At 64.8% G+C, this 25,833-nt stretch carries 17 protein-coding genes, 1 tRNA gene, 1 pseudogene and 1 riboswitch; of the genes and pseudogenes, 4 read left to right on the top strand and 15 right to left on the bottom strand.

All coding sequences use genetic code 11. From position 1 onward, the window contains the following. Positions 1–4: 4 nt before the first annotated feature. From IV454_RS21875 to IV454_RS21865, 3 genes are all read right to left on the bottom strand, one after another. The gene (locus IV454_RS21875; protein ID WP_206087812.1) at positions 5–2,209 is read right to left on the bottom strand and encodes a penicillin acylase family protein; all 2,205 of its coding nucleotides are present in this window, start codon (positions 2,207–2,209) and stop codon (positions 5–7) included. A gap of 49 nt (positions 2,210–2,258) precedes the next feature. Then, a complete protein-coding gene (locus IV454_RS21870; protein WP_206087811.1) occupies positions 2,259–3,056 on the bottom strand; it encodes a hypothetical protein in 798 nt (265 codons plus the stop codon). Positions 3,057–3,610: 554 nt separating this feature from the next. Beyond that, positions 3,611–3,697 (bottom strand) — tRNA-Leu (locus IV454_RS21865). Between the two features lie 213 nt (positions 3,698–3,910). On the opposite strand from IV454_RS21865, the gene IV454_RS21860 reads away from it, so the two are divergent. Next, positions 3,911–6,031 (top strand): DUF6055 domain-containing protein, encoded by a 2,121-nt coding sequence (locus IV454_RS21860; RefSeq protein ID WP_206087810.1) that lies wholly within the window; start codon positions 3,911–3,913, stop codon positions 6,029–6,031. A gap of 93 nt (positions 6,032–6,124) precedes the next feature. Here the strand turns inward: IV454_RS21860 and IV454_RS21855 are convergent, their stop codons facing one another. The 3 genes from IV454_RS21855 to IV454_RS21845 all read right to left on the bottom strand — a co-directional run bounded on the left by IV454_RS21855 (position 6,125) and on the right by IV454_RS21845 (position 8,295). Further along, complete coding sequence (locus IV454_RS21855; protein WP_206087809.1) at positions 6,125–6,427, bottom strand: hypothetical protein; 303 nt, start codon at positions 6,425–6,427, stop codon at positions 6,125–6,127. Positions 6,428–6,501: 74 nt separating this feature from the next. After that, entirely contained in the window at positions 6,502–6,723 is a 222-nt protein-coding gene (locus IV454_RS21850) for a hypothetical protein (RefSeq protein WP_206087808.1), read from the bottom strand. 918 nt (positions 6,724–7,641) lie between these two features. Continuing rightward, entirely contained in the window at positions 7,642–8,295 is a 654-nt protein-coding gene (locus IV454_RS21845; protein WP_206087807.1) for a hypothetical protein, read from the bottom strand. 175 nt (positions 8,296–8,470) lie between these two features. Here IV454_RS21845 and IV454_RS21840 point away from each other — a divergent pair, with 175 nt between their 5' ends. Continuing rightward, on the top strand, positions 8,471–9,682 hold the full coding sequence (locus IV454_RS21840; protein ID WP_206087806.1) for a cation:proton antiporter: 1,212 nt from the start codon (positions 8,471–8,473) through the stop codon (positions 9,680–9,682). A 6-nt stretch (positions 9,683–9,688) separates the two neighbouring features. Here the strand turns inward: IV454_RS21840 and IV454_RS21835 are convergent, their stop codons facing one another. Then, complete coding sequence (locus IV454_RS21835; protein ID WP_206087805.1) at positions 9,689–11,785, bottom strand: TonB-dependent receptor; 2,097 nt, start codon at positions 11,783–11,785, stop codon at positions 9,689–9,691. Between the two features lie 361 nt (positions 11,786–12,146). Next, positions 12,147–12,359: riboswitch (cobalamin riboswitch) on the bottom strand. Positions 12,360–12,458: 99 nt separating this feature from the next. On the opposite strand from IV454_RS21835, the gene IV454_RS21830 reads away from it, so the two are divergent. Further along, a complete protein-coding gene (locus IV454_RS21830) occupies positions 12,459–13,880 on the top strand; it encodes an aminotransferase-like domain-containing protein (RefSeq protein WP_206087804.1) in 1,422 nt (473 codons plus the stop codon). Here IV454_RS21830 and IV454_RS21825 read toward each other — a convergent pair. After that, positions 13,877–14,554: an ion channel gene (locus IV454_RS21825; RefSeq protein WP_206087803.1), complete on the bottom strand. Its 678-nt coding sequence runs from the start codon at positions 14,552–14,554 to the stop codon at positions 13,877–13,879. The genes IV454_RS21830 and IV454_RS21825 overlap by 4 nt on opposite strands. 498 nt (positions 14,555–15,052) lie before the next feature. Here IV454_RS21825 and IV454_RS21820 point away from each other — a divergent pair, with 498 nt between their 5' ends. After that, the gene (locus IV454_RS21820; RefSeq protein WP_206087802.1) at positions 15,053–15,589 is read left to right on the top strand and encodes a histidine phosphatase family protein; all 537 of its coding nucleotides are present in this window, start codon (positions 15,053–15,055) and stop codon (positions 15,587–15,589) included. 110 nt (positions 15,590–15,699) lie between these two features. Here the strand turns inward: IV454_RS21820 and IV454_RS21815 are convergent, their stop codons facing one another. The 7 genes and pseudogenes from IV454_RS21815 to araH form a co-directional block, all read right to left on the bottom strand. After that, entirely contained in the window at positions 15,700–18,231 is a 2,532-nt protein-coding gene (locus IV454_RS21815) for an ATP-binding protein (RefSeq protein ID WP_206087801.1), read from the bottom strand. Between the two features lie 318 nt (positions 18,232–18,549). After that, complete coding sequence (locus IV454_RS21810) at positions 18,550–19,314, bottom strand: SDR family NAD(P)-dependent oxidoreductase (RefSeq protein WP_206087800.1); 765 nt, start codon at positions 19,312–19,314, stop codon at positions 18,550–18,552. A gap of 72 nt (positions 19,315–19,386) precedes the next feature. Continuing rightward, positions 19,387–20,010: a 2-dehydro-3-deoxy-6-phosphogalactonate aldolase gene (locus tag IV454_RS21805; protein WP_206087799.1), complete on the bottom strand. Its 624-nt coding sequence runs from the start codon at positions 20,008–20,010 to the stop codon at positions 19,387–19,389. A 2-nt stretch (positions 20,011–20,012) separates the two neighbouring features. After that, complete coding sequence (locus tag IV454_RS21800) at positions 20,013–20,888, bottom strand: 2-dehydro-3-deoxygalactonokinase (RefSeq protein WP_206087798.1); 876 nt, start codon at positions 20,886–20,888, stop codon at positions 20,013–20,015. A gap of 8 nt (positions 20,889–20,896) precedes the next feature. Continuing rightward, a complete protein-coding gene (locus tag IV454_RS21795; RefSeq protein WP_206087797.1) occupies positions 20,897–23,461 on the bottom strand; it encodes a TonB-dependent receptor in 2,565 nt (854 codons plus the stop codon). Positions 23,462–23,594: 133 nt separating this feature from the next. Next, complete coding sequence (locus IV454_RS21790) at positions 23,595–24,554, bottom strand: LysR substrate-binding domain-containing protein (protein ID WP_206087796.1); 960 nt, start codon at positions 24,552–24,554, stop codon at positions 23,595–23,597. Between the two features lie 308 nt (positions 24,555–24,862). Then, positions 24,863–25,789: pseudogene (gene araH / locus IV454_RS21785) on the bottom strand (L-arabinose ABC transporter permease AraH); the annotation flags it as partial. Positions 25,790–25,833: the final 44 nt, after the last annotated feature.

The raw sequence follows: 25,833 nt of genomic DNA, 5'->3' as shown, positions 1-25,833 counted from the left end.
GCCCCTACTGGCCGGGATGGTATTTGCGTTCGAGCTGCTTCTCGATATCCGCCTTGTAGAACAGCACATCCTTGAACTGTCCCTTGCTGTACATCTCGGCCTGGTCGCTGAAATGCGGCGAGGCCGGATTGCTGCTGTTGCCGCCCGCCAGAATGCTCCTGGCGCGCACGCGTGGCCCGAACTCCACGGCCGCCACGAAGCTGTTGCCACGGTCGCCGTAAATGCGTTTGGTCTTTTGCGGCGCCACCATGCCGAAGGCGGCCAGCGAGCCCCACGTGGCGGACGCGAACGCCACCGGATAACTCGGTTTGGCGTCGTCGTATTGCTGCCTGACGTCGCCGCTGATGCGCTGGAAGCGGTTGATCTCGCCCCAGGGCATTTGCCAAGTGCCGAAATCGGCTTCCAGCTTCGCCGTGGCGCGCGCCAGCGCCTGCAGGCGCTCCGCCGGCGCGAGGCTGTCGCGGATATAGTCGGGCGTCGGCACGCCCTTGGCCTTGGCAGCGCCCGACGCCTTCTCGAGCATGTCCTGACCCCAGTAAATCGCCAGCGAGGTTGGCACCGACGCCACGCCGTAGCGCCGGTCCCACCCGCGCAGGGCCGCCATCTGTGGCGCCAGCTGCGCCTTGAGGGCGTCCCCTTCCCCCAGTTGGTCATACGCCGCCGACAGTGAGGCGATCAGCGGATCGAAAGCGGTCAGGTGGCTGTCGTAGGCGGCAGCGATCAGGCTGTCGAGGGTGAAATCCTTGCGGTTCTCCAGCACGGCCACGGCATGCAGGCCGCGCGCATTTTCCGGCAGCGACCACATATACCGGGGATAGTCCTGCTGGCGCGGGCTGCTCGCGCCCGAGGCGGCGAAGGGCCAGTTGTTGGTGTTCTGGATCCAGCCGCCAGAGGGATTGAACAGCGTGATGGTGTCGTCGATGGCGTGCAAACCTTGCCATTCGGTGGCCGGGTTGCTGCCGTCGACCGGCTTGTTCCAGTCGAAGGCGGTGTCGCGCCGGGGCACGAAATTCCCGTGGAAGTAGGCGATGTTGCCGTCGCCGTCCGCGTACACGGTATTGTTCGACGAGTTGGTGCGCAGTTCCATCGACGCGCGGAACTGCTTGTAATTGCGGGCCTTGGTGCGCGTGTACGACTGCGTCAAGGCCTTGAGCGGTTCCTCCATGAGCCTGACCGACACCCATTTGCCGCCCTCCTCGCGCACCACGGGGCCATGGTGGCTGAAATAGGTGGTCACGGTCTTGCTGGCCATGCCGCCGGCGGTCTTGTAAGGTAGCGTTACCTTCACTTCGCGCAGCGCGCGCTCGCCGCTGCCGTATCGGTAGACGTACTTTCCGTCTTTTTCGGTCACCGTTTCGAGATACTCGTCGATCACATCGCCGCCGCCCGAGGTGTGCATCCAGCCCGCCTTGTCGTTGAAGCCCTGGTAGACGAAGAACTGGCCCCAGGTCACGGCGCCGTACGCGTTCAGGCCCTCGTCGCTGACCACATGCACTTCGGGCCGGAAATAGAACGAGGTGTGGGGGTTGATCAGCAGGAGCGCGTGTCCGGATTCGCTCAGTTTCGGCGCGATGGCAAAACCGTTCGAGCCGCGCGGCTCCTTGTCGGCCGCATTGGACTCATCGGCCAGCGCCAGCGCGCTCTTCTTGCCGTAGAACTGTTCCAGGTCCTTTAGGTTGATCGATTCGATGTCGCCGCCGATGCTGCCTTCGCTGAACGCGAGCGCCATCCACGGCTCGAAATGCGTGATCAGGCGCGGCTTGACCTCGGGATGGGTGTGCAGGTAAAAATTCAGGCCATTGGCAAAGGCGACCATCAGTTTCCTGAGCCACGCCGGGCTGGCCGCGTATTTGGCCTTCATGTCCTCCGGCGTGATGTACATCTTCATGCGCAGGTCGCGCCAGATTTCGGCCTCGCCTTCGACTTCCGCCAGCCGCCCCAGCGCGTTGATGTAATTGAGTTCGACCCGGCTGAAATCGTCCTCCGCCTGCGCGTACAACAGGCCGAAAACGGCATCGGCATCGGTCTTGCCGAAGACGTGGGGAATCCCCCACTTGTCGCGCATGATGGTCACGCGCCGGGCGGTCTTATTCCAGCGCGCCAGTTGCGCGGATTCGCCAGGGCGGGTCTCGGGTGCGGCGCAGGCGGGCAAGGTGGCGCCGAGGGTGACGCAGCCCAGCAAGGTCGAAACAAGAATGGGACGAAACATCGATGGATCTCCTGGCGATATGGGTAATGCGGGGTGGCCGCCGGCGTTGCTACGCGCCGCTGTCGCCCAGCGCCGCGAGCCGCTTCCTGAGGACCTGGTTCTCGGCGCTCAGGGCGTCGACCTTGCCACGCAGGGCGGCCACCTGGGCGCGCAGTTCGGTTTCCGCGTCGGCCGGCGCCTCTTTCGGCGGACGGTTGGAGGCCTTCTGCTCGCGCACCTGGCGCGCGGCCTGCTGCAGTTCCTTGCGTCCGCCGGCGACGGCCGCGATCTGCACCGATTCGGGCAGCGACGCCACGTTGGCGGCGGCGTTGATCGAGATCGTCCCCGAGCGCACCGCTTCGACCAGCTGCGGCGTGGCCGCCTTCTGGATACGTTCGATCTGGCTGATGGTATTGCTCGACACGCGCGCGGCCTTGGCCACGTCTTCGCGGGTATTCCACGGCGGCGACTCGGGTACCTTGGGCGCATCCGGCGCGTCCTGCGCGGCTGCTTTCGGTTCCGGTTCGGCGGCGCGCTGCGCCACGCGGGCGGCGACGATATCCTTCTTGCGCAGCGCAAGCACGCCGCGCTGGTAGTCCGACACGCTGCGGCGCGCCAGGTGGTTATCGATCATCCACAGCATCACGTCGTCGAGCGCGGCGAAGGTCGCGTTCTGCACCGTCTTGAATTCGATTTTGTGCTTCTGGCAGATTTCATAGCGATTGTGGCCGTCGATCAGCACATCGTTCCATAACACCAGGGCGTCGCGGCAGCCCTCGGCCAGCAGGCTGCGTTCGAGCGCGGCGTATTCGTTGGCGGTGAGCGGGTCGATGAAGGAACGCAGTTCCTCGTTGATAGTGATGTTCAATTCGTGTCCTTGTAAGTGCTGCGGCGCGCCGGGCTGCGGCGCGCCGCCACGAATGCTACACCATACCGTGGACGAGGGGAATGCGGAGCGGATCGCTACGGATTGCCCGTGTCCAGGCCACTCGGGAGGCTCGTGTCAGGCGCCTCTAACTGGCGTAGCGCTGACAATTTAGTGAATAGACGTCATACCTGTTGCCAACAATCCAGAGTGAGCCAGCGCCGAATATACTGGACAGTCTTCTGGGGACGGCCTCCGTTCGAATCGTGCTGTCGTGACAGACCAACGGCCTTACAAAGCAGGCGCCCGCATCGGGATAGGGCTGGTGATATGCCGCAGCTTGTCGAGGCGCGCTCATGTGGGCATGGCAGCCGACGCTTATTGTTGTTTTTTCGCCAAGCGCTGGGCGGACGCTTACATCGCGAGGCAACGCGGCACATGGCGCGCTGCGCGGCAACGGCAGACCGGCCACGCCAGAGAGAGGGATTTTTGCGGAAGAAGCACGCTTTTGCGGAAAAGGTGGCGGGGCTTTGAAACCTCCAAAACCCCGCCATTGCTGGTGCCCGGAGCCGGAATCGAACCGGCACGCCCTTACGAGCACGAGATTTTAAGTCTCGGGTGTCTACCAGTTTCACCATCCGGGCAGCGGGCGAGATTCTAGCACAGGATGTGGTCGATACGGCCACTTTTAGCACGTCGCGCACTCCGCCCGTCGATGCCGCCGACCCGATCACCCTTGCGCGCGCGATAAATGTGCATTCGACAAAAAAATTTCGCGCTGCATCGATATGAACTTACGCATATTGCAAGTCATCTGATAACATACCATTTATATTTTAACAACTATAGAGGGAGACATGACAAATATCATTCGCAAGACCTTGATCGCCAGCGCAACCGCCCTGGTCGCCTGCAGCGCCGCGGCGCCGGCTTTTGCCGCGGACTGGCCCAGCGGCTATACGAAATGCGCATCCGAACGGGAAACCTGTGCGGTCGGCACCAGCAAGCGCTCCGTTTCTTACGGCGTTAGCAACAAGTGGGTTACCAAGAGTCTATCCGGCAACGTGGCGTGCAACAACACGACCTTTGGCGATCCGGTCCCTGGCAAGAAGAAGTATTGCGCGATTGGTCCGGTAACACCGACTCCGACGCCGACGCCGACTCCGACTCCGACTCCGACGCCGACGCCAACACCAACCCCGACGCCAACCCCGACACCCACTCCCACGCCAACACCGGTGGTCGATGCCGGCACCACCACAACCGTGTGGGCCACGGGCTGCGACACCACCAAGCCGCCCACCACGCTAGGCAACTGGTCGGCGGGCGGCCCTTCCCCTGACCGTCCCAACTACCGGCTGGTCAAGGAATCGCCGCACTTCGCTTTCTATTCCGACGAAGCGGTTTCCGACGCCGACCTCAATCTGGCGGTGAGCACGCTCGAAAACACCGTGTGGCAGAACCTCTTCAACAGCAATCTGTTCATGCCCGAGCCGTTCTACAACACGGCCAACAAGATCAAGCCCTCGATCCACATCCACTCGACCGATGGCCTGACCGCCGGCGGATGGGCGCGCGACCGGGTCGGCATGTGGATCGGCCCTGGGGCCTTGAAGGATCACTGGGGCCTGACCCATGAATTCACCCACGCCTGGCAATTCTGGATGGCCTACAACGGCGGCCTTGGTTGCCCCGACTCGAATACCTGCGGCTGGATCGCCGAGAGCCACGCGAACTACACGCCGCACCAGCTCCCGGAATACAAGAACGAGGCCCACTGTTCCGAGATGCTGTCGAACGCGCCGCACCTGTACCTCGGATCGACCCGCGACCGCTACTGCAACTGGCAGTTCATGGAGTTCCTGAAAGATAAGCAGTGCCCGGCCGCGGCCAACCAGATCTACACCACGCCGGGTCCTGACCCGTTCACGAATATCCAGAAGTCGCGCGGATGGAACATCTCCCAGCTCAATGACTTCTTCGGCGATTGGGCGATGCACAATGTGACGTGGGACTACAAGTCCACGCCCGATGCCTTCCGCAACGCCTATGGCAATATCGCCCAGACCGACAAGTCCGAGCGCATGCACCGCCTGATGCCGCTCGAAGCGCTCGACACCGACTGGGCCGGCAACCGCCGCTTCGTCTCGCCGAACTATGGCGCACCCCAGCGCTTCGGCTACAACGTCGTGCGCCTGTACCCGGCCAGCGGCGCCACCACCGTCAGCGTCAAGTTCCGCGGCGTGAACCAGCCCGGCTCCGACGCCGATTTCCGCTGGGGTCTGGTGGCCACCAATGGGCAGTTCACCGCACCGCGCTACAGCGCCTTGCAAAAGGGCCTGAACGCGAACCTGACTTACAAAGTCAATCCGGGCGAACCGCTGTTCCTGGTGGTGACGGCGACGCCGGCCGTGTTCAAGACCATCGTCGCGGAACAGGAATACGGCAGCATCTGGCGCTACCCATATATGATTGAACTGGCCAACGCATGGCCGCAGGGTTTCCAGAACGGCCAGCGCGACACCTGCCCATCGGGTACCGCGCGTCACGCCAACGGCGGCGGCTGCGCGCCGTCCACTACCCCGGCGAGCGTCTACGTCGGTCCGTATGCCACGGTCCTTGCCGGTAACTCGGTGACGGGCAATGCGCGGATCGAAGACCAGGCCATCGTCGCCAACGGCACGGTATCGGGCGGCACGGTGGGCGGCTTGAGCATCATCGGGGAGCGGGGCAACAACGGCGACAATGCCTTCATCGTCGGCGGTGCGGCCCAGGTACGCACCACCTTCTATCCGCTCGGGTTCTTCGAACGCGCCCAGGCCGCATCGGGCAGCTTGAACTTGTACGGGGATGTGGAGTACCGCGGAACGGGCCTCAATCTGGGCTCGGGCAACCGCTCAGGCTTCGTCGACGCCACCTCCGACGTGGGATCGGCCACCGACATCAACACCAAGGCGCGGCCGGTTTGGCGGCCATGATCGGCAGCGTCCGGCAACGCTGATGGGTTCCCGGTCTCACCGTCGATGATAGGCGGTGAGACCGGTGCAAAACAGCTCAGGCATCGGCGGCGGTCAAACTTTGCTCGTGGAGATTGCTTCCCGGGCGATATAGTCCTCGACCGCCGTTTGCGCACTGCGTCCAGAAGACTCGGTCTGTTTCCGATGCAAAGCCATGGCCTTATTCTTGTGGCCCTCCGCAATCAATTGTTTTACTTCCGGCGACAAGTCCAGTGCTGTTTTATCCACCGGAAGCGTCAACAAAAGCGTTTCGATTTTTTTCAGCCGCTCCGTTAGCGCACCAACCCGCGACAACAGGAGTATTACTCCGATAAGCATCGCCATGTTGAGCATGTAATCTAAGTCAGTCGCAGACATCGTTCGCCTCCTCAAAAAAATTGCGGGAAATGGTTACATTCCGATTTCCCGCGATAAGTTACGCTACGAGATGCTTAATTTGCCATGAGCAGGCGCCAGCCAGCGTAGCCGGCGCACGCGGCAATTGCTACGACACTAAGTGGACTCATTGCAATCGCGGCGCCAACCGCCATCGTGCCCCAGCTTGAGGTAAACGCGGCGGTTGCGATGACGCCGCCGAGGCCAAATGCAGCCGCACTCTCCTTCGCATCTCCACCAGAAACCAGCTCGACTTCGTTAAGAGATAATTCTTGCATATAGCATCCTGTAAAGTGAGAACGACGGTTTATATGAAAATTTACATATTGAGAAAAGCAATGCCGGCCTGGTTCCTCATCCACCACCGATAAACGTCGACATGTTTTTCTCAACGAATGGATATTACCTACGCAAAATCTACTTAGCTATTTGAAATAAATTTCATTGTGATAATGATCAACGCGATCAAAATCAACCATTCCGAAAATTTCGGTATCTTTTTCCAGTTGCACGATGGTGTAGCCCGTATGGTTGCGCCGTACACGGCCATGACATCGCCCCCCCTTCCGCGACCATCCGCAAGCGTCACCCTTGAAGTGACGAACGATCAACAACAACTACGCCCCGCAGCTCTTTGCATTTTCACTAATCCGAAGTCAATCCGGGCGAACCGCTGTTCCTGGTGGTGACGGCCACGCCGGCCGTGTCCAAGACCATCGTCGCCGAACAGGAATACGGCAGCATCTGGCGCTACCCATACGTGATCGACAACAACGGCGACAATGCATTCATCGTCGGCGGTTCGGCCCGGACACGTATCACCTTCAATCCGCTCGGGTTCTTCGAGCGCGCCCAGGCCGCATCGGGCAGCTTGAACTTGGACGGGAATGTGGAGTACCGCGGAGCGGGCCTCAGTTTGGGCTCGGCAACCGCTCAGGCTTCGTCGACGCCACGTCCGACGTGGGATCGGCTACCGACATCAACACCAAGGCGCGGCCGGTTTGGCGGCCACGATGGTCGCCTTGCGGCATTGACGATCGCTTCACTGTCCCATTGCCGCACGTCGCGGCGGTGGGACCGAAGCAGGCAAAGCAAATGCGCTGTGATATCGGCGTGCTCGCTGGGTGTCCCTGGACACTGCAGCGACGGCGAGCCGACCGGGTGCGCCACAGGGAGCGCACCCGCGCCGAACCCGTTTACATCTCTACCGAATGAACCACCAGCAAGCCTTCGTCCAGCGCGTTTTCCACCACGCGCAGAACGCTGCGCAAGAAGACGAACATATAGTCGGCCGACTCGCCATCGTCGCCCCGCACCTGAGCGTTCGGATACGGCGCGGCGCAGACATAATCTCGCGCCAGCGCATCCTCCACGTCGTTATCGGAGAGGTGGCCGAATTCTTCGGCGTTGTACACGATCATGGGATCGGCCTTCAATGCCGCGAACAGCTCATTCATCTGGGCGATCACGGCGCGCTGCCTGGCGGCGTCGAGCACCTCGACCCCATGAACGCCATACTCGCCTTCATACGCGTACTGCTGGCCGCCGTCGGTGAGAAAAACAAGCGCAGGCAGATCGAATGAAGCGAGAATATTCCCGAACGTGTAAATGGCATAGCCGCTGCGCGTGCTGCCGGAAACATAGTGCAGCCGGTCGTCGCGCCGCCACGCCCGCGTGCTTGCCCCGTCGTTGAAAGCGTCGTACTCAGCCTGGCTAGTGATCGCGGCCGGCAATGCGGTCGGCGACATGGTAAAGGTTTGTGTTTCGGAAAAGTGGGACATGGGTACCGTTCGGTCAGGGATGGCGCATGCGCGCATGACGACCTTATCATATTCGTTGCCTTCAGTCACGACGAGCACAGGCCCGCAGCGAATGTCTTCCCAACATAATTGTTGAACTTACTCAATTGTTCAGCTAGCATGAGCTCGCCTTTTTCTGAAATTTTACTACGCGATTTCTTCGGGACACCCAAGCAGCACGAGGACCACACTCGCGCGCACACCACAACAAGAACGAGACAGTCCCATGCACACAGCCATGAACACGACGGAGATCTTCCTCCTCGCAATGCTCCTGATTTTCTCCATTCCCTATCTCGTCTGGCGCGTCTGCAAGACCGACTACTACGCGCCGCTGGTGGTGGTGCAGATCATCACCGGCGTGCTGCTCGGGCCGGGTGTGATGGGGGCGATATATCCGGATTACTACAAATTCATCTTCAACCCCGCCGTCATCATGGCCATGAACGGCATTGCCTGGTGGGCAGTCATGATCTTCGTAATGATCGCCGGCATCGAGCTCGACCTCAAGCAAGCCTGGGCGCATCGCCGCGAAACCACCATCACCTCAGGTCTGGCGCTGGGCGTGCCGCTGGTCTTCGGCGCGATGGCCGCCGCCGGCATGCTCGGCTACGCCGGCTGGATCGGACCGAAGGCGATGACCTGGCAGTTCGTGGTCGGCGTCGGCATGGCCTGCGCGGTCACCGCGCTGCCGATCCTGATCCTGCTGATGGAGAAGCTCGACATCCTGCGCCAGCCGATCGGCCAGCGCATCCTGCGTTACGCCAGCCTGGACGACATCGCCATCTGGGGCGTGCTGGCCTTGATCATGCTGGACTGGGACCGGGTCGGTCGCCAGCTCGGCTTCCTGCTCGCCTTCGGTATCGCCACGGTCGGCTACCGCCGCCTCATGGTGTGGCTGCAGGAACGCGACCGCTGGTACGTCGGCCTGATCTGGCTGGCCCTGTGCGGCTTCGGCGCCGACTGGGCCGGCCTGCACTTCATGGTCGGCGCCTTCCTGGCCGGCGCGGTGATGGACGCGCACTGGTTCGACCAGGAAAAGATGGACCTGATGCGCCACCACGTCCTGCTGGCGATCATGCCCGTGTTCTTCCTCAGCACAGGCCTGCGCACCAACTGGAAAATGGGCGGCGCCGCCGTTTTCATCGCCGCCGGCGTGCTGCTGGTGGCCTCGATCGGCGGCAAGCTGATTGGCGCCCACATCGCGGGGCGCATCCTCAAGTGGAAAAAAGGCGAAGCGGGCATCATCGGCTGGCTGCTGCAGACCAAGGCGCTGATCATGATCATCTTCGTTAACATCCTGCTCGACAAACAGATCATCACCAGCGAAACCTTCACCGCCCTGCTCCTGATGGCCATCGCCAGCACCATGCTGACGGTGCCGGTGGTCTACCCGCGCCTGCAGCGAATGAAAGAGATCATCTTCCGCACGACCTGAACGACTTCAGAACGTGGTGCGCAGGCTCACGCGCACGCTGCGCGGCTCGATCGGATGCACCAGGCGTCCATCAATGCCGCCGCCGCAACTGCCATCGCGCTGTTCGGCGCGGGTGCAGGCGCCGCCCCAGTATTCGATGTCGTTGGCCTTGCGGTCGGCCAGGTTGAGCACATCCACACTGGCCTGCCAGCGCGCGCCGAGCCGGTAACCGAGCTTCAGGTTGGCGATCCAGAATGGCGTCGAGCGCTGTTGATTGGTCTCTTCGAGCGCGTAGGCGCCCAGATAACGCAGGCGCAGGCCGCCGAACCACGCGCCGTCCGGCGCGTAATTGACGGCCAGCGAGGCAGTGAGCGGAATCGCATTCGGCACATGCGCGCCGCCTCCCTCCACCGGCACCTTGAAGCGCGCGTGCGACCAGGCCACGTCGCCATCGATTGTCAGGCTGTGATTCGGCGTATAGGAATTGGACCATTCCAGGCCATGGCGTTTTGACGCGCCACGCGCTTCGGTCACCCCGGCGTCGCCGACAAACACCAGCTCCGACGCGGAACTGATCTGCCACAGCGACACGCTGCTGGTCCAGCCTTTCAAAGGCCGCGTGCGCGCGCCCAGCTCGCCTCCGGTCGAGCGGGCGAACAGCGCCAGGCGGTCGGCCGGGCTGCCGTCGGACGGGTGGGTGCCTGAGGTCGCGCCGCGCACGTCGTTACTGTGAAAGCCGTGGCCCCAGTTGGCATACAGCTCGGTGCCGGCGTGCTCGCCGAACGGCCCGACAATCACGCTGACCTTGGGACTGGTCTGGCCGGCGCTGGCCGTGCCACCGTTACCAAGGTTGAAGCGCCCGCCGGTGGCGCTGGCGTCGGCCGCGATCTGGTCGCGGCGCAGGCCGACGGTAGTGCGCAGCCACGGCGTCCACTGGCGACGCGCCTCGACGAACAGGCCCGCCGCGGTTTCGCGCAGGCGGTCCTGGCGCACCGTATTGGTACGCACCCGGTCGACAGTGTCGTACAGGCCGACGTTGTCGACCCTGTCCTGGCGCAGCTGCACGCCGGCGCTCAGTTCGACGTCGCGCAGCTGCCAGCTGTGGCGCGCGTCGAGGCCCCAGGTCACGCGGCTGTCGGCCTGCTCGTGCTGGTCGGCGCTGGCGCCACTGATAAAACCGGACGGCGTGGCAAAGTAGTTCAGGCCATAGTCGAGCACATATGCGCGCACCCTGCTGGCGCCGGCCGCGCCGCTGGCGGCCCACTCGCCGGACAGGCTGTAACGGTGGGTCACGCCGCCATCGCTGGGCGAGAGCGCGCCGAAGCGGCCGATTTCGCCATTCAGGATGGCGCGTTCCGGCACATGTTCGGTGGCGCGCCAGTCCGACTGATAAGCCATCAGCGTGACAGCCACGCCGTTATCGGCGCTGCCGTTCGACGCGCGCAGCACCGCGTTGCGCTTGCGCAGATTGGCCGGCTGGTCCCACGGCCCGTCGTTACCGGCGAACTCGAACGCGCCCAGCACATCCAGCCCACCCAGCTGTCCGCTGCCCGCCGCCAGCACGCGCCGGTAGCGGTGCTGGCCCAGGCTGACATCGACCAGCGGCGCCTTGAGCGTGCGCTGGTATTCGATGCGCGCCGAACCGGTGCTGGAAAAATCGCCATCGTCGGCCGCGTAGACGCCTTTGCGGTACTGGATATGCGAAATCAGCTCCGGCATAAGGAAATTCAGATCCATATAGCCCTGGCCGTGCGCGTGGCTGGCCACGTTGACCGGCATGCCCAGCACGCTGGTGGCGAAATCGCTGCCGTGATCGAGGTTATAGCCACGCAAAAAATACTGGTTCGCCTTACCGTCGCCCGAATGCTGGGTGACGATCACCCCGGGCACGGTTTCCAGCAGCTCCGCCGTGCGCAGCAAGGGGCGCACGGCCAGCTGACGCGCGCTGACGGTGCCCTCGGTGGCCGAATCGGCCACGCCAGGCAATGCCGCGCGGTTGCCCGACACCAGCACCTCCTGCATCACCGGCACATCGGGCGTGGCCGGCGCCTCGGCAGCAAAGGCCAGCCGAACGGCCGCGACCGAGGTCGCCAGCAAACATGTTTGAAACTTTAATTTACGCATGCGATTACTTTCCTGAATCCATTGAAGATCAAGGCACATCGCGAGGAAAAATCACGCCAACTTGCACGTCGACAAAATCCCCCAATCGGGGTCTGACCTCTGATTCGAAATATTTCGCGCACGTCAATGAAAAACCCGGGCTTCGCCCAAATTTTGTTAAACAAAATGCCGTCGCGGGCGCGCTTAATTGGGGTCTGACCCCGGTTAAGCAATTAATTTCTAATCAGAGGTCAGACCCCGGTTGGGCGTTGGCTTGCGGGCGCGCAGGGGCGCTTGGCCGGGCACGCGAGGTGGCCGGCCGCAACAAGTCAATGCATCGGTGTCGACAACAAATGGCCAAAACCACTCCCCGGGTTTTGCACCAGTACTTAACGCCATGGCCGGTCTTCTGGCTCGCCGTCATCCTCGGCTGTCCTTGCCTTCCCATGCGGTGCACAGTGGCGTTTGAACAGCGTCGTCAGGCCTACAGCAGCGGGGGCTGCGCCGGATTGTCAGAGAGGTCTTCTCTTGTCACCGGCTTCCCGTTTCACACTCCGGCAGAAAAGCGGAGCGCACCTTGGCGTATGTTGTCCATTTTACCTCGACCGCAACGCCGCTGGGAACGCCTGGCGGGAAATTTGATTTAAGATGCTGCACTTGTCTCACGTCCCTCCCGCCTGGCCCCGGCCGCACCATGAAACTTTATGAAGCGCTTGCGCGCGATATCTCCGAATCGATCCTGTCCGGCGTGCTGCAGCCGGGCGACCGCCTGCCGTCCGTGCGCAAGACCAGCGCCAGCCGCGGCGTGAGCCCGGCCACCGTGTTCGAGGCCTATTACACGCTCGAAGCCCAGGGCCTGGTGCAGGCGCGCGAGCGCTCCGGCTATTTCGTCAGCGTGGGCGCCGCCCGCCTGCCGCCGGAACCGGATACGCCCTCGCATCCGGCCGATGAAGCCCTCCCCATCGCCATGAGCGAAAGGGTGTTCGACTTGCTGGAGACGACCATGCGGCGCAACGTGGTGCCATTCGGCTCGGCCTTTCCCAGCCCGCTGCTGTTCCCGCTGGCGCGCCTGGCGCGCATGATGAGCACCAGCGTGCGGCAGCTCGATCCGTGGGCCAGCGTCGACGATCTCACCCCGGGCAACGCGCGCCTGCGCCGCCAGATCTCGCTGCGCTACCTGATCGACGGCATGAGCGTGCCCGCCGACGGTATCGTGGTCACCAACGGCGCGCTGGAAGCACTGAGCCTGTGCCTGATGGCGGTGGCGCGCCCCGGCGACGCAGTACTGATCGAGTCGCCCGCCTTTTACGGCGCGCTGCAGGCGATCGAGCGCCACGGCCTGGAGGCGATCGCGGTGCCGACCCACCCGCGCGACGGCATGGACCTGGCCGCGGCCGAACGCGCGCTGGAACGGCACCGGCCCAAGGCCTGCTGGCTGATGACGAATTTCCAGAATCCCCTCGGCAGCCTGATGCCCGACGAGAAAAAGCGCGACCTGGTGCGCCTGCTGGCGCGCTACCAAGTGCCGCTGATCGAGGATGATGTCTTCGGCGAGCTGTATTTCGGCGACCAGCGCCCGTTGCCGGCCAAGGCCTTCGATACCGAGGGCCTGGTGATGCACTGTTCGTCGTTCTCGAAATGCCTGGCGCCCGGCTACCGGGTCGGCTGGGTGGCGGGCGGGCGCTTCACGCGCCAGCTGGCGCGCCAGAAGCTGGCCAGCACCCTGACTACCTGCGCGCCGGCCCAGGGCGCGCTGGCGCTGTACCTGGAAAAAGGCGGCTACGACCGCCATCTGCGCCTGCTGCGCCACACGCTCGCTGCGCAGCAGGCTGTGTTCGTGGACGCCGTGCGGCGCCACTTCCCGGACGGCACGCGGGTCACGCGGCCCAAGGGCGGCTATCTGCTATGGCTGGAACTGCCGGGCGAGGTCGATGCGCTGGCGCTGCACGCGGCCGCTCTCGCCGAGGGCATCAGCGTCGCGCCGGGGCCGATCTTTTCGCCGCAGCCGGGCTTTGAAAACTGCCTGCGCCTCAATTACGGCCATGCGTGGGACGCGCGCGCCGAGGCGGCGCTGGCCACCATCGGGCGCATCGCGCGGGAGCGGATGGCGCGCTAACCGCGTCCATCCCTGGTCTGCTGCAGGGTGAATCCGATCAGGCGCGACACGACCGCCGCCAGGTAAATCAGGCCGACGAACATTTCGACGCTGGCCAGCGCGCGCGCGTGGGCAGTGAGGGGGATCACGTCGCCGATGCCGGTGCTCGATAGCAGCGCGAAGCTGAGGTAATTGAGTTCGGTCCAGGTGCGCGGGCCGGCACTGTTGACGGCGGCGGCGTAAGTCCCGGGATGCATGGCCTGCACCAGCACGAACAGGTGCGTGAAGCCCCAGGCGATCAGGGTGAAGGTGGCGCCGGCGGCGAACAGTTCGTCGGTGGTGGCGCGGCGGTCTTCCATCATGTAGGCGATCAGGCTGGCCGCGGCGTAGAAGTAGAACAGCGCTTCGAGCGCGGACGACCATGGCAGCAGGCCGTCGCGCCCAGATGCCATCTGCAGCACCAGCAGCACGATGATGGGCAAGGCGATGCCGGCGCTGATCCAGGCGTAGCCGGGTGTGCGCCGCACCATGCGCGTGGTGAAGCCGAGCACCGCGATGCCGAAGGCATTGAACACCACCAGCCCGCTCGGCGTCGATTCGATGAATGGATAGAGCAGCATGCCGAGCAGCTGCACCATCAGCAGGAGGGCGCACGGGTGACGGTGGGTGCTGCGCATCAGGCTCAAAGCGTTCATGGTCGAAGTCGGTCGCACGGGAAATGCGCATTGTAGACCAGCCGATGCGCCGGCCGCGACGTTTCACGGCGCCTGCGCGAGCGCCCGCGTCCAGATGCGTCACGTCGCCGGTGGTGGCGACCTTGATCCGGCGCCGTCCGGCCGGCGCGCGCCGCCAGCTCGTCACGGGTCGGGCCGAAGGCATGCGGATGGGGGCGTGGCCCAAGTCTGCCGGAATACGGCGGGTGCGGCGTGAGCGGATTGTCGATGGTTATACGCTGGAGTTCGGTTTCCGCATGGCCGGAACCGGCGTTGAGAATGATGAAAAGCGGCCCGGGCATGGCAAGGCTGACGTGGCGTTGAATGATGCTAAACTTTCAGCAGCGCAGAAAATTGCGTTTTCAATACGACAGTGCCCAGGCGGCACGAGGCGGAACCATCTTGGCATCGGACAACAGCACGCCGTCTCTGGCGGCCAGGGGGAACCCGACAATCACACTCATGCGGCACGGAAAACCATTGCTGTCCGATCACGGATGGGTGGCACTGGCCGGCATGCCCGCCTGGATCGCCGCTTACGACCTGGCCGGGGTCGTCGATGAGGCCATTCCGCCAGCGAGTATCGCGGCCGCCGGCGCTGCGGCGACGATCGTAGCCAGCACCTTGCCGCGGGCGCTGGCGTCGGTCAGGGCGCTCGGCCAGACACCCGCCATGGCCGATGCCTTCTTTCGCGAGGCGGCGCTTCCCGCGCTGTCGATGCCTCCAGCATGGGGGCGCTTTCCGCGCTTGCCGCCAGCCTGGTGGGCCGTGCTGTTGCGTCTGATGTGGATGGCGGGCTACGCGAATGGCGCCGAGAGCCGGCAAGCAACACGCCTGCGTGCGCGCCAGGCGGCTGCGCGCCTGATGGTGCTGGCGCGCTCGGGACCGGTGCTGCTGGTGGCGCACGGCATTATCAACCGCATGATCGCCGCCGAGCTGCGCCGCAGTGGCTGGAGCAGCGACCAGCGGGCGCGGCACGCCTGCTGGAGCACCAACACGTTCACCCTTGCCGCATAGCCGGCATCAAGGCGTGCCCTGCGCCCGGCCATGGATCCGTTTGCCGTTGGCCGCAGTGGCGCCCGATCCGCCCGCAAGGCGCCGACCCTGGCGTGGCGGCATCGCCGCCATCAGCCCTCGATCCGCTCGGCAACCGGTGAACTCTGCTTTTCGTTTGCAAGCGGCTTGATGCGGGCCAGCACGCCGATCAGCTCGGCCGTGTTGGCCGGCTTGACGAAATAGTGGTCGAAGCCGGCCTGCACCGCGCTGGCCTTGTCGTATTTGTTGCCGTAGCCGGTGACGGCGATCAGGGTGGCGGCGCGCGCCTGCACATTGTCACGCAGGCGGCGCGCCAGTTCGTTGCCATCCATGCCTGGCAGGCCGATATCGAGCAGGCAGGCGTCCGGTCCGAAACTGCCCACGCTGTCGAGCGCGCGATGCGGATCGTGCTCGACCATGACGACGTGGCCGGCCGACTCCAGCACCATGGCCATGGCGTTCGCGGCATCCTTGTTGTCGTCGACCAGCATCAGGCGCAAGCCCTCGCCTTGGTGCTGGCCCGGCCCGCGCCCGGCGCTACCCGCGCCGTCCGGCGCCGCGTGCTTTTGCAGGTACACGGAAAAGGTTGCGCCCTCGCCCGGTCCCGGGCTGGCCGCCGTCACATGGCCGCCATGCAAGGATACCAGGCTGCGCACCAGCGCCAGCCCCAGGCCCAGGCCGCCCTGGGAACGGTCGGACGAGCGTTTTTCCTGGGTGAACAGGTCGAAGATGTGCGGCATCAGCATGGCATCGAGGCCGATGCCGTTGTCGCGCACGTGCAGCTCGACCGTGTCGCCATGGTGGCTGATCTCGAGCGTGATGCGGCCGCCCGGCGGTGTGTACTTGGCCGCATTGTGCAGCAGGTTGCTCAGCACCTGCACCAGCCGCTTGCGGTCGCCGCACACCGCCACCTCGCCCTCGCCCGGCACGTCGAGGCTGAGCACATGGCCGCGCTCGGCAATGAGCGGCTGGGTCTGCTCGACCGATTCCAGCACCACCTGGTGCAGGTCGATCAGCTGCTTGTCGAGCACCACCAGCCCGGTATTGACGCGCGACACATCCAGCAGGTCGTTGATCAGGCTAGTCATGTGGTTGACCTGGCGTTCGATGATCACGCTCGACATTTTCACCCTCGATGCGTTGTCGGGCGCCATCGCCAGCAAGTGCGCGGCCGAGCGGATCGGCGCGAGCGGATTGCGCAGCTCATGCGACAGCATCGCCAGGAATTCATCCTTGTGCCGCCCCGCCTCGCGCAAGGATTCCTCGGCGCGCTTGCGGGCGCTGACATCGATCGAAACGCCGCGTATGCAGTGTGCATGGCCGGCGTGGTCCGGCACCACGGTGGCGTACACCTGCAGCCAGACCGTCTGGCCATTGTCGGGCCGGCGCAGGCGCACCACGTCGCCGTAGCTTCCATTGCATTCGACCGCTTCGCGGTGCGCAAGTTCCATCCTGCGCAGGTCGGCGGGATCGAGCACCGCCCCTACCTGGCGCATGTCGGTCCAGTTGGCGCCGAACAGTTCCGGGGCGTTGTCGGAAAACACGACCTCGTTGCTGGCCAGGTCCCAGTCCCACACCACCATGCGCGCCACTTTCATGCCTTCTTTCAGGCGCAGTTCGCTGCGCTGCAGCGCCTGCCGGGCCACGGTGCGGTCGGTCACATCGAAGCCCTGCACGAAAATCCCGCTCACCCAGCCGTTTTCCATGATCGGCTGGTACACGAAGTCGATGTAGGCATGGATCGGCGCGCTCTTCGGTGTCACCCGCAGTTCGATGCGCAGGTCGCCCGCCTTGTACGGCTGGCCGCTGGCATACACCGCATCGAGCAATTCGAAAAAACCCTGGCCGACCACGTCGGGCAGCGCCTCGCGCACGCTCTTGCCGATCAGTGCACGCTCGCCCACCAGGCGCAGGTAGGCCGAGTTGGCGAATTCGAAGACATGCTGCGGGCCGCGCAGGATGCACATGAAGCCGTGCGCCTGCTCGAACAGCGAGCGCAGGCGCGTGGACTCGGCTTCGCGCTGCTCGCGCAGGGCCTGCTCGGCGCGCAGGCGCTGCCCGGTCTGGATGGCTTCGAGCCGCTGCGCCTGCTCGCGCTGGGCGATCTGTTCGGTCAGGGCCAGGTTCATGCGCTCCAGCGCGGCCTTGGCATTGTGCTGGGCCGTGACGTCGTTGCACACCACCAACACGCCGTGCACGCCGCCGTGGTCTTCGATCGGGCTGTAGCCGTAGGTCCACCAGACATCCTCGCGCTTGCCGTGGCGCGTGACCGGCACCAGCTGGTCTTCGTGCCAGGTGCTGCCGCCGCCGGCCATGACCATGTCGATCTGGGGGCCGATGATGGGCCAGATTTCTTCCCAGCACTCGCGCCCGCCCTGGCCCAGCGCGCTCGGGTGGCGCTCCGGCCCCATGGTCAGGCGGTAGGCATCGTTATAGAACTGCAGCAGTTCGCCGCCCCACCACAGGAACATGGGATGGCGCGAGGTGAGAATCAGGCGGATCGTGCTCTTGAGCAAGGTTGGCCAGTGTTCGGGCGGGCCGAGCGGTGTCGCGCTCCAGTCCTTGGCGCGCATCAGGGCGCCGAGTTCTCCACCGTTGGAGAAAAAATCAAATGTCAGACGCATCCAGTGCCCGGGTTGTTGTCGTCGATGATGAAAGCATGCGGCCGGCAAAGCGCCGACACATAGGTGATCGTATCATTATGTTTCGACAAACGACGTACAGTTTTTATAACGTCAGCGTGCGGCAACACGGGCGCGCAGTCAGCCCGGCGGGACGGCTGGCGCCGCCGCAGGGCACCGGGCGCGTGGCGCCGACGTCGTCGCCGGGCAAGCCATGGCCAGGCAGGCAAACCTCATCCCCTTACAATGCCTGGTGCTTCCCTCCATCGATTTTAACTTGCAACATTCGCAACGTGGCGCACCGTTGAAACGGCAGCGGCATCAGGTCCAGCCGGCGTCGACGACGAATTCCTGAGCCGTCATCATGCGGCTGTCGTGCGCGCCAAGGAACAGCGCCATGCTGGCCACATCCTGGCCGACGATGCGTCCCGGCAGGCACTGATTTTCATCCATGGCGCGTTCGCCGGCCGGGTCGACCCATTTGTCGAGCTGGCGCGGGGTCATCACCCAGCCCGGCGTGAGCGTGTTGACGCGCACGCCGCTCTTGCCGAATTCACGCGCCAGGCTGCGCGTGAGCCCGTTCATGGCCGATTTGGCTGAAGCGTACACCGGATAGCCGGCCACCTTGTTCTTCCAGCCGGTCGAGCCGAGGTTGATGATGGACCCGCCGCCGCGCCGCTGCATGCCTTCCATCACGGCCTGGGCCGCGAAAAACGCCACCTTGAGGTTGATCGCCACCTTGTCGTCGAAGTAGTCCGGACTGACCTGCAGGAAATCGTGGCGCTCGTCGTTGGCGGTATTATTAACCAGCACATCAAAGTCGCCCAGTTGCTCGCCCGCCGCCTTCATGCTGGCGCGCAGCGCGTCGATATCGGACAGGTCGCAGCCGATGAAGTACGGCGCGCAGGCTACCGTGCCGGCCAGGCCGTCGACCAGTTCGGTGGAAGAGGCGATGTCGCGGTCGGCAAACGCCACGCGCGCGCCCTGGCGCGCAAAGGCGGCCACGATATCGGCCCCGATTCCCGAACCGCCGCCGGTCACGAAGACGGCTTTGCCGGCCAGGCTCGGGTAGTTCGCAAATTCCATGGTGTTTCCTTTTTCTTGTTGTTGATTCTTGATCCGGGCGGCATGCCGCCGCCGGTTGCCAGAGCGCGATTGCTAGCCGGCCTGGGTGGCGCGCCAGGCGGCGACAAAGGCAGCGGCGCGCGCGCCCAGTTCCTGCGGCGTGACGCCGGGCGTGTACAAGGCGCCGCCGATGCCGAAGCCGGTGGCCCCGGCCGCGACCCAGGCCGCCATGGTGTCCGGCGCCACGCCGCCGACCGGCCACAGCGGCGTGCCCGGCGGCAGAACGGTCTTGAACGCCTTCAAGCCCGCATAACCGACCATTTCGGCCGGGAAAATCTTGAGCGCGTGGGCGCCGGCGCCGAGCGCGTCGAACGCTTCGCTCGGCGTTGCCACGCCGGGCGCGCACAGCATGCCCAGCGCTTGCGCGCGCGCGATCACTTGCGTGTTGCAGTTCGGCGCGACCAGCATGCGTCCGCCGGCCGCATGCACGGCGTCGACATCGGCCACCTTGAGCATGGTGCCGCCGCCGACGATGGCCCCGGCCGGCGCCATGCGCGCCAGCAGTGCGATCGATTCGAGCGCGCCCGGACGGTTGAGCGGCACTTCGAGCAAGCGAAAGCCGGCCCCGAACAGGGCCGCGCCGGCCGTCTCGGCGTCATGCGCTTGCAGGCCGCGCAAGATGGCGACCAGCGGTGGGTTCAATTGGGTCAGGTCCATGATCAGAGTCTTTCAAAAAAGTGGGCCAGCGCGGCCAGGTAGACCTCGTCCGGATCGCGCGCGCGCGCCGGCATGCCGTAATGCGCAGCCGCGCTCTGGTAACGGGCGCTGAGCGCGGACGAAGCGATGATGTCGATGGCGCTGTCGGCGTGCCCCTGGGCCGCCACGAACTCGGTGCCGATCAGCAGGCCGCTGACGAAGGAGCGCGCCTGCGCCGCCGCCATGGTTTTCGACACGACGCGCGCGCGCACGCCGAACAGCGCGTTCGACAGCGGCCGCCCGCGCCGCGCTTCCTGCAGGCCGGCGGCAAAGGCGGTGTCGTCATCCGGGCCGTCGGCCATCAGCGCGGCCAGGGTACTTGCGCCTGCCAGCATCGCAAACAGTTCGCCGGTCATGTAGGTGACCAGCTGGTCGATGCGTCCGCCGCGCAGGTAGACCCACTTGCTATGGGTCCCCGGCAGCACCACCCAGCCGTCCCCCAGCCCGCAGCCGACGGCGCCGAGCAGCTGCGTTTCTTCGCCGCGCATCACGTCCACCGCGCCGTCGCGCGTGCAGTAGCCGGGCACGATGAAGCAGCCCGCCTGGCCCGTCACGGGCACCAGGTGGGCCGGCAGCGCGGTGAGCGGCACGCTGGTGTCGAGATACGGCACTTCCTGCCAGCCGCTGGCCGAACCGACCATGCCGGACATGACCACCGGGATGGCGTCGCTCACGCCCATGCTGGCGCGCAGCGCCGCCAGGGAGCCGGCAAAGTCGCCATTGACAGCCAGCATGCCCTGGTCGTCGGCATGGTGCGCAAGGCACTTGCCGTCGCGTCCGACCAGATAGGCGCGGCGGTTGCTGGTTCCCCAGTCGATACCAATTAATTGCGTATGCATGCTTCCTCTCATAGTTTGTACGATATGCCGAGATTGAAGCGCCGTCCGAATTCGGTCACTTCCTGCTCGTACGGATTGTTCGCGCTGGTGTAGACGACTTTTTGGTTGCTCAGGTTATCGACACCAAAACGCAGCTGAAGTTTCGAGGTCAGGTGCCTGGCGAACGATAGCGCGGCATAGGTTTCCGCACTGTTGTCGACCAGTTGGCCCGCGCCCCAGGTCGGGTTGCGCACAAAGGCGCTGTGGTAGTTGGCCGACATGCGCGCTTCATAGCCGGCATTTTCGTACCACACTGTCAGGCCGCCATTGTGTTTCATCAGCCCTTCGATGGGGAACGGTTTGCCGGCCGGGATATTTTCGTGGATGTTACTGGCCGTGTAGGCGTAGTTGCTGGACACGCCAAGGCCGTTGGCGAACGATTGCTGATACACCAGCTCGACCCCGCGGATATTGCCGCCCTCGCCGTTGAGCGAGCGGGTCACCAGCGCGCTGCGCGCGTCCAGGGTGGTGCGCTCGCTGGTAATGCCGATGTAGCGGCTGATATCCTTGTAGAACAGGCCCGCCGACAGCAGCGCACCTTTGTCGAAGTACCACTGGTACGCCAGGTCGATCTGGTCGGCCAGCATGGGTTTCAACTGCGGATTGCCGGCGCTGCCGGTGAGCGGCTGGGTCGGATTGGCGTCCACGTTCAGATTGCGCGAGGCGCCCATTTCGTCGAGCGGCGCGCGCGACATGGCACGCGCGAGGCTCAAACGCAGCTGGCGTTCCTGCTTCTCGTCCAGATTGACAATCAGGTTCACGCTCGGCAGCACTTCAGTGTACGAGGTGCCATCGCTGACCGCCGTCGGCGCCGCGCCGCCCCGCGCCTGCATGCCCTCGCCGGTCTGTCTGGTGTGAACCACGCGCAGGCCGGCGTTGCCACGCAAGGTTTTGCCGAACAAGGTGCCATCGAGGTCGGCCTGGCCGTACAGCGCGGCGCCGCGCTCGCGCACCTTCCAGCCCGACAGCAAGTCGTTCTGGCTGCGCGGGCGACCGGCGGGATCGAAAGCGCCCGGGCCGAATGCGGCCGCGGTGCTGGCGCCGAAGTCGCGCAGCGCGATGTAGGGCGCCATGCCGGCCACGTTGACGGTGTCGTAGTCGGCATCGGGAATGGCCGCCAGCGGTGCGACTTCCCAGGTGGTCTGGCCGTACGATTTTTCCCGGTGGGTGGCGCGCGCGCCGAACTTGAGGCGCTTGACGGCTCCGAGGTCGGTGTCGCGCGCCGCGTTCAGGTGCAGCGCGCCCAGTTCATCCTTGAGGTGGCCGTCGGTATCGATGTGCATCGTCGGCCCCCAGAAACCGGCGGGGTTGCCGCTGTCCTGGCCGAGCGAGAAGTCTTGCCGCTCGTTGCCGGTGAAGGCCCAGCTGACGGTGCCCGTGCCGCGGCTGAACTGGCGCAGGTCGCGCCACTGGCTGTCGCGTTCCGCGCGCGAGGTCGACAGGTCCGCTTCGAGCTTCCATGCACCGGCCGTGGTTTTGCCGTCCACGCCCAGCACCAGGGTGCCGGTGTCCTGCACCCAGAGCGAATCGTGGTTGCTAAAGCCCGTATCGGCCACAGTGGCGCCGGTCACGTAGCCGTCGCGGATATCGAGCTTGCTGTAGCGCGACTTCTGGCCGTTGTCCCAGTTGCCGATGTCGCCGGTCCAGTGCTGCAGGCCCGGTTCGCGGATCCTGGCCAGCGCGTAGTAGGCGTCGGCGGTAACGAGGCTCTCGCCATTCTTCCATTCGACTTTCCCGAGCACGCTGGAGCGCTCGTCGCTGCCGCGCAAGACCTTGTCCTGGAAGCCCCACGGCGTCTTGTCGGTCTTGCCATCGCCATCGATGTCGCCCGAATGCGCTTCGTTGAAGCCCCAGTGATCCTTGTTCTTTTGCAGCGAGGGCTGGTCCTGGTAGCTGAACGCGAGCGCCACGCCAAGCGACTTGTCGAAGAACTGGTCGAGGTAGATGCCACCCACGCGCGGCGCGGTTTTCTTCGCGCCCGGGATATCGCGCCCCAGCGCGTAATACAGCGCATCGGCGCGCAGCGAGGCCTGGCGGCCGCTGTATTTGAGCGGCTGCACGGTTTTCAGGTCGATCATGGTGGCCACGCCGCCTTCCACCAGGTCGGCCGACTGGGTCTTGTAGACGGTGGCGCCGCTGAGCGACTCGGATGGAAACTGCTCGAAACGCACCGAACGATCCGGCTCCGACGTGGCCAGTTCGCGCCCGTTCAGGGTGGCGTCGATGAAGCGCGGGCCCAGGCCGCGCGCCACCACCTGGCTGGCATTGCCGCGATCCATGCCGGACGACAGGCCGGGCAAGCGCGCCAGGGATTCGGCGATGGTGGTGTCGGGCAGCTTGCCGATGTCTTCGGAGGCGATCACTTCGACCATGCTGTCCGACGCTTCCTTGACCGCCAGCGCATTGCGCACCGAGGAACGGATGCCGGACACGGTCACTTGCTGCACCTCGTCGGCTTGGGTGTGGGCGTCGGCCGCAGCGAGCGGCAAGGCGAACAGGCTCGCGATCAGCCAACTGAGTTTCTTCTGTTTCATACAGGTCTCCTGGGTTGGTGGGTCCTGCCATGCGCAGTTCGCTTTGCTGTCCGCGAATCCGGGTCATGGTCAGGATCGTACGGACTCCAGGGATATGATTCCAATTGCTTATTTATAAAAAAGCATGCTTAGATCATATAGCTTGCGCGGGCGGATAACGCAGGGCCGCCACTTCGCGCACCGTGGCCAGCATGTTCTCCGCGCCGGGCGAGAGCTGGTGGTGGCGGCGCGTGATGATGCCGTACATGTCCATGCGGATGCCCAGGTCGAACGGCAGCACGGTCAACAGGCCGGTTTGCAGATAAGGCTCCACCAGTTCCAGCGGAAGCGCTACCACCATATCGCTACCGGTCAACAGGTGCGCGATCACGGGAAGGGCGAGGGTTTCGACCGTTTCCGCCGGCGGTTCGAGGCCGCGCGCGAGGAACAAGGCGGTCAGGCGGTCGCGCAGGATGCTGCCGTTGGGCGGCAGGATCCAGCCCTGGCGCGCCAGTTCGTCGAGCGTGAGGTCGCTGCGCCCGGCCAGCGGATGGCCGGCGCGCACGATCAGGCTGTGGGGTTCGTCGGTGACCGGCTCGAAATGCAGTTCGGCGGCGGCGCCGGTGTCGAGGATGCGGCCGATCACCAGATCGAGTTCGCCGGCGCGCAGGCGCTGCACCAGGATCTTGCTGGTATCGACGCTGATCGACACGTGCACTCGCGCGTGGCGCGACTTGAGCAGGTTGACCGCCGCCGGCACCAGGCTGGTGGACGGCGTGAGCACGGTGCCGACGTCGACCCGGCCGCGCAGGCCGGAAAGCAGTTCCATCACTTCCTGGTGGGCGGCGTCCATCTCGGCCAGGGCGGCGCCGGCGCGGCGGATCAGCACCTGGCCGTACCAGGTGGGCGCCACCCCGCGCGGCAGGCGCTCGAACAGCTGCACGCCGAGCGCGTGTTCGAGTTCGCCCAGCAGCTTGGAGGCGGCGGGTTGGGTCAGATTGGCGGCCTGCGCCGCGTGCATGATGGAACCGTGACGGCCCAGTTCGACCAGCAGCACCAGGTGGCGGGTCTTGAGGTGGGAGCGCACAAATCGGTCGGAACGTGGATCAGACATGGATGGTTGCCGGGGTTGGGGACCCCGATGATATCTGCATAATAGGCAAAACGTCAACATGTATGACGTCAGTCGTTTCTACCACCCCCGCGTCGTTCCCGCGCAGCCTCCAGTTTCTAGGAAACTCCTCCAATTCCTTGGAACGAGGCGAGTCCGGAGGCTAATGCCGTTAACGTACGCTCCGTCATTCCCGCGCAGGCGGGAATCCAATTTTGTACCGTAGCCGTCGGCTGAGCGCCGGACTTGGGTTGCCGTGGGGGCGCCTAGCCCTGCGCGGGAACGACGTGCCGGTGGTGGCGCAAGCGAACTTAGGTGCGGCGCTCGCCCCGTGCCTTGAGCTGGTCGAGCAAGACCGCGGCCAGCAAGATCGAGCCGCGCACCAGATACTGGTAGAACGAATCGACGTTCAGCAGATTCATCACGTTCTCCACCGTCCCCATGATCAGGACGCCGATCAGCACCCCGAAAATGCGCGCCTTGCCGCCCTGGAGCGACACGCCACCGAGCACGCACGCCGAAATCACATCGAGCTCGAAGCCTTGCGCCGCATTCGGCTGGCCGCTGGTGATGCGCGAGGCCAGGATCAGACCCGCCAGCGCGGTCACCAGCCCTTGCAGCAGGAAGATCCACACGCGCAGCTTCTCGACCTTGACGCCAGCCAGGCGCGCCGCTTCCGGATTGCCGCCGATGGCCAGGGTATTGCGCCCGAAGACCGTATGATTGAGCAGCACGCCGAAAATCAGGAAGCAGGCGCCGGCCACCAGCACCGGCAGCGGCAGGCCGAATACCTGGGCGTCGCCGAACGCGATGAATGCGTCGGAATTGATGCCGACCGCCTGCCCTTGCGAGGCGATGAAGGCCAGCCCGCGCACCATCAGCATGGTGGCCAGTGTGGCGATCAGCGCGTTCACGCGCAGGTAGGCAATCAGCACGCCGTTGCCGGCGCCGATCAGGGCGCCCGCACCGAGGCCGGCGCCCACCGCCAGGGTCACGCTGCCGGTGCGTTCCAGGACCATGGCCCCGAGCACACCGGCAAAGGCGATGGTGGAGCCGACCGACAGGTCGAAGTCGCGCGAGGCCAGGCACAGCATCATGGTGCAGGCGACCATGCCGATCTGCGCCACCGACAGCATCAGCCCGACCACGTTGGCGACCGAGAAGAAGTTATCGACCGTGGCCGCCAGCACGGCGAACAGCACCGCGTACGCCAGCGGCATGCTGTATTCGATCAGGAGCGCGCGCTGGCGGCCTGCCGGCACGGGGGCGCCGGTGTGGGTGA

The sequence above is a fragment of the Massilia antarctica genome, assembly GCF_015689335.1.
In the GTDB taxonomy this organism is placed as follows: Bacteria; Pseudomonadota; Gammaproteobacteria; order Burkholderiales; family Burkholderiaceae_D; genus Telluria_A; species Telluria_A antarctica.
The sequence above is the reverse complement of the archived record's forward strand: the minus strand, read 5'-3'. Positions and strand labels throughout refer to the sequence as shown.

Excerpts from the sequence above, each read along its gene's own strand:
- IV454_RS21875 (WP_206087812.1), bottom strand. The coding sequence starts at position 2,209 with ATGTTTCGTCCCATTCTTGTTTCGACCTTGCTGGGCTGCGTCACCCTC.
- IV454_RS21860 (WP_206087810.1), top strand. The coding sequence starts at position 3,911 with ATGACAAATATCATTCGCAAGACCTTGATCGCCAGCGCAACCGCCCTG.
- IV454_RS21855 (WP_206087809.1), bottom strand. The coding sequence starts at position 6,427 with ATGTCTGCGACTGACTTAGATTACATGCTCAACATGGCGATGCTTATC.
- IV454_RS21850 (WP_206087808.1), bottom strand. The coding sequence starts at position 6,723 with ATGCAAGAATTATCTCTTAACGAAGTCGAGCTGGTTTCTGGTGGAGAT.
- IV454_RS21840 (WP_206087806.1), top strand. The coding sequence starts at position 8,471 with ATGCACACAGCCATGAACACGACGGAGATCTTCCTCCTCGCAATGCTC.
- IV454_RS21835 (WP_206087805.1), bottom strand. The coding sequence starts at position 11,785 with ATGCGTAAATTAAAGTTTCAAACATGTTTGCTGGCGACCTCGGTCGCG.
- IV454_RS21830 (WP_206087804.1), top strand. The coding sequence starts at position 12,459 with ATGAAACTTTATGAAGCGCTTGCGCGCGATATCTCCGAATCGATCCTG.
- IV454_RS21825 (WP_206087803.1), bottom strand. The coding sequence starts at position 14,554 with ATGAACGCTTTGAGCCTGATGCGCAGCACCCACCGTCACCCGTGCGCC.
- IV454_RS21815 (WP_206087801.1), bottom strand. The coding sequence starts at position 18,231 with ATGCGTCTGACATTTGATTTTTTCTCCAACGGTGGAGAACTCGGCGCC.
- IV454_RS21810 (WP_206087800.1), bottom strand. The coding sequence starts at position 19,314 with ATGGAATTTGCGAACTACCCGAGCCTGGCCGGCAAAGCCGTCTTCGTG.
- IV454_RS21805 (WP_206087799.1), bottom strand. The coding sequence starts at position 20,010 with ATGGACCTGACCCAATTGAACCCACCGCTGGTCGCCATCTTGCGCGGC.
- IV454_RS21800 (WP_206087798.1), bottom strand. The coding sequence starts at position 20,888 with ATGCATACGCAATTAATTGGTATCGACTGGGGAACCAGCAACCGCCGC.
- IV454_RS21795 (WP_206087797.1), bottom strand. The coding sequence starts at position 23,461 with ATGAAACAGAAGAAACTCAGTTGGCTGATCGCGAGCCTGTTCGCCTTG.
- IV454_RS21790 (WP_206087796.1), bottom strand. The coding sequence starts at position 24,554 with ATGTCTGATCCACGTTCCGACCGATTTGTGCGCTCCCACCTCAAGACC.